This window comes from Streptomyces zinciresistens K42, assembly GCF_000225525.1.
In the GTDB taxonomy this organism is placed as follows: Bacteria; Actinomycetota; Actinomycetes; order Streptomycetales; family Streptomycetaceae; genus Streptomyces; species Streptomyces zinciresistens.
Map to the genome: position 1 here is coordinate 1 of NZ_AGBF01000362.1, position 3,494 is coordinate 3,494.

General features: G+C 77.5%; 2 protein-coding genes. One reads left to right on the forward strand and one right to left on the reverse strand.

From position 1 onward, the window contains the following. The coding region (locus SZN_RS36280) for a winged helix-turn-helix domain-containing protein (RefSeq protein WP_050815173.1) at positions 1-2,254 on the reverse strand (2,254 nt) is incomplete at its 3' end. 519 nt (positions 2,255-2,773) lie between these two features. Here SZN_RS36280 and SZN_RS36285 point away from each other — a divergent pair. Further along, positions 2,774-3,494: nSTAND1 domain-containing NTPase (locus tag SZN_RS36285; RefSeq protein WP_007505529.1), on the forward strand; the 721-nt coding region annotated here is incomplete at its 3' end.

A 3,494-nucleotide genomic window follows, 5' to 3' on the forward strand; every position in this document is an offset into this window, starting at 1 on the left:
GGGCCCGCAGCAGCCCGGCGCGCACCAGCACCGCGGGACCGGTGCGGCCCTCCGCGGCGGCGGTGTCGAGCAGGCGCAGGGCCGCGTCCGTGTCGCCCGCGGCGAGCAGGGCCCGCGCCGCGCCCACCGCGCAGGCGGGTTCCCCGGCGGTCAGGTGCTCCAGCACCTCGGCCGCGGCGTCCGGCCGGCCCTCGGCCAGATGGGCGGCCGAGACGATCAGCGCGGCCTGGCCGCGCTGCCAGGGGGAGGCGACGTCGGCGGTGAGGGTCTGCCCGGCGGCGGCCCGCGCGGCCCGGGTCCTGCCGCGGGCCAGCAGCAGCCGTGCCGTGGCGATGGACCGCCCGGCGGCCGTCACCGGGTCGTGCGGGGTGCGGGGCGGCGCCTGGTCGAGGAGGGACTGCGCCGCGGCGAGTTCGTCGCGGTCCACGGCCACCGCGGCCAGTACCAGCCGGCCGAGCCCGGAGCCCGCGGACTGCGGCAGGCCGAACCGCTCGGTCTCGTTGAGCGCGGCCTGCGCCTTGCGTTCCGCCCTGGCCGGCCAGCCGTCGAGGTAGTCGATCAGCGCGAGATGCTCCAGGGACTCCTCCCGCGGCAGCGCGGTCGCCGCCCGCGCCGGACCGCCGGCGACGGTGCCGAGGGCGGCCCTGGCCCGCGCGAAGTCACCGGCCCACAGCCGGGCCGAGCCCAGGTGGGTCAGCAGCAGCGCGGGCAGTTCGGGGTGCTTGTCCAGCACCTCGGCGGGCACCTCGGGCTCCAGCTCCCGGGCGGCCGCCACGGCCCGCTCCGCGCGTTCGGGCGAGCCGGCCAGGCGTGCCGCCAGCGCCTGGAGCAGGGCGCAGCTCAGCCGGGCCGCCGCCGGTCCGTCCGCGCCGCCGCCGCCGCTCAGCTGCTCCTCGGTGTGCCGCAGCCGGGCCAGCGCGTGGTCCAGGTCGCCGCGGGCCAGGGCGCGGGCGGCGCGCACGAGTCCGGCGGCGGCGCCGGTCGCGCCGGGGCCCATGGCGGAGAAGAGTTCGGCGAGGCCGTCGGAGCGCAGCCCGGTGAAGAGCTGGCCGATGGCCAGGTCGTCGATCAGGGCGCCGGCGGTGAAGTCCCAGTCCCCGGCGGCGGCGCCGTGGGCCAGCATCTCGGGCAGGAACCCCGAGCGGCCCAGCCAGCGGGCGGCCCGCAGATGCAGCTCGGGTTCCAGTTCGGGGGCGCGTTCGCGCAGGTGGGCCCGGAGTATCTCGCGGAACAGCGGGTGCAGCCGGTACCAGGCGTGCCCGAGGTCCTCGACGAAGGCGTTCTCGCGGTGCAGTCCGGCGAGGATGGCGTCGGCGTCGCCGCGTCCGGTCAGCTCGTTGGCCAGTTCGGCGCGGAACCGCTCCAGGACGCTGACGCGCAGCAGGAGATCCTGGGTGGCGTCCGGCTGCCGTGTGAGGACCTCCGCCAGCAGGAAGTCGGCGACCGCGCTGTGCCCGGCCTCGAACTCCTTGAGGTAGGCGTCCGCGTCGGGGCGCTGCTGGGCGGCCAGGGCGCACAGCCGCAGGCCCGCCGCCCAGCCGCCGGTGCGGGCCACGAGCCCGGCCGCCGAGGGCAGGGACAGCCGCAGCCCGTGCCGGTCCAGCAGGGCGACCGTCTCCTCGGGGGTGAAGGCCAGCTCGGCGTTGCGGATCTCGGTCATGGCGCCGGCCGCGCGGTAGCGGTGCAGGGGCAGCAGGGGCTCGGTCCGGGTGACGAGGACCAGGCGCAGTCCGGGCCCCGCGTGGTGCAGGACGAACTCCAGCTGCTCGCCGATCTCGGGGGTGTTCACGCGGTCGTACTCGTCCAGCACGACGGTCGCGACCCGGTCGCCGTCGCCGAACCGGGCGGCGAGGCGGGTGAGCAGCGTACGGGTGACCCGGCTCGCGTCGGCGGGCGCGCCGACGCCGTCCGCGACGGGCACCCCGCGGGTGCGCAGCGCCTGGAGCAGATGGGCCCAGAACATCCCGGGGCTGCGCAGCGAGGGGTCGAGGGTGAGCCAGGCGACCGGCCGGTCCAGGTGGGCCGCCCAGTCGGCGACCAGCAGGGTCTTGCCCGCTCCGGCGGCGCCGTTGACCATGGTCAGCGGGGCGGGCGGGGTCCGGTCGAGGTGGTCGGCGAGCCGTGCGCGCCGCAGGAACGTCGCGGGTCTCGCGGGAACGGCGAACCGGGTCCGCAGGAACGGATCGCCCAGCGGGTCCGCCTCGGGTGTGCCCGGTTCGTGCGGGCTCGGGCCGCTCGCTGCCACCTCGTTCACCGCCCTGGGCGCGGGGTCAGGGATGTCGCCCCTCCCACCACCACCATCACAGCAATCGCCGCTTCACGCGCGCCGGAGCGGGTTCGCCCGTGCGCGGCCCGGCCCGTGGGACCGCGTCGTCCGGTACCGGTCCCTCCCCTCGTGGGGACCGGTACCGGACGGCGGGGCGGTGTCGGTCCACGACCCGGCGGGCGGGTCGCGGCGGACCGATCAGGAACAGGGCGGAATGTCGGGTTCGTGGCTCGGGCGGGGGCGGGTCCCCGGGACCGGCCCGGCGGAGGTCGATGTCGCGAAAGCTGTCCGAGAACGTGCGGCGCCACGGGTGCTGTCCCCGGGCCCTGGGCCGGTGGCCTGCCCGGCCGACGCGCGGAGGCCGTGCCGCTGCGTCAGGATCCTGCCAGTCGCGGGCGCGCGCGAGGAGCTTCCGGTCTCCGGACGCCTGCTTTGCCGCAGGTCAGCCGTATAAAGTGAGTTTTCCGGTCCGGAAGGCCAGGGCGGCGACGGCAGAGGAGTCCGAGCGTGAGTTCCGAGTCGGCGGCGCGCGCGGCCTTCGCGGAACGGCTCGCCCTGCTCTACAAGGAGGCCGGCAACCCGCCCCTGAAGAGCGTGTCCGAAGCGGTCGTACGGCTCCAGCGGGTCGACGAGCGGGGGCGCCCGGTGCGGGTGTCGGCCCAGCGGATCAGCGACTGGCGCCGCGCGCGGAACGTACCCGCCCAGTTCGCCGCCCTGTCGGCCGTCCTGCACGTCCTCATACCCCAGGCCCGGCGCGCGCGGCCCGCACCGGTCTCGGCCGGCCTGTACGACCTGGGCGGCTGGCAGCTCCTGTGGGAGCGGGCCACGGCCGGCGAGGCGGAGCAGCAGGCTCCGGTCGAGGTGCCCGCGGTGCCCGGCGCGGTGTGCCCCTACCGGGGGCTGGCCTCCTACCGGCAGGAGGACGCCCGGTGGTTCTTCGGCCGGGAGCGCAGCACACGTGCCCTGGCCGGGCAACTGCGCGCGGTGGAGCGTACGGGCGGTCTGGTCATGCTGGTCGGCGCCTCGGGTGCCGGGAAGTCGTCCCTGCTCAACGCCGGTCTGGTGCCCGCGCTGCGCGGCGCCGCGCCCGGTGGCGGGACGGGCCGGAGGGCGCGTGCGGTGCTCCCGCTCGTGCCGGGCGCCGATCCGCTCGGCGAGCTGGCCCGGCGCGTCCCGGAGCTGGCGGGGCCCGTCGCCGCCGTACGGGAGGCGGCCCGCGACCGTCCGC